This window comes from Aeromonas intestinalis, assembly GCF_054052485.1.
Genome location: NZ_JBSTYK010000052.1, coordinates 1 through 245, shown reverse-complemented (window position 1 = coordinate 245; position 245 = coordinate 1). Strand labels below are relative to the sequence as shown.

Annotated in this window: 1 protein-coding gene; it reads left to right on the top strand. The window is 65.3% G+C overall.

What is annotated here, in order from left to right; translation table 11 throughout:
* Window positions 1-245: hypothetical protein (locus ACW5W7_RS21365; RefSeq protein WP_456503007.1), on the top strand; the 245-nt coding region annotated here is incomplete at both ends.

The following is a 245-nucleotide window of genomic DNA, read 5'->3' as shown; positions in this document are numbered from 1 at the left end:
TGACCGTCAACGGCAAGACCTTCACCGGTCTGGTCCTGGCCGACAAGACCTTCAGCATCAACGTGCCGGGTAGCGACCTGGTGGCCGATGGTGACAAGGTGATCGACGCCACGGTCACCACCACCGACGCGGCCGGCAACAGCACCACGGCGGCCGATACCGAGGGGTACAGCGTGGATACCGGTGCGCCGAGCGTGGTGGTCGACATCGTGGATACCGCGCTGAACGTGGCCGACAAGGTCTCG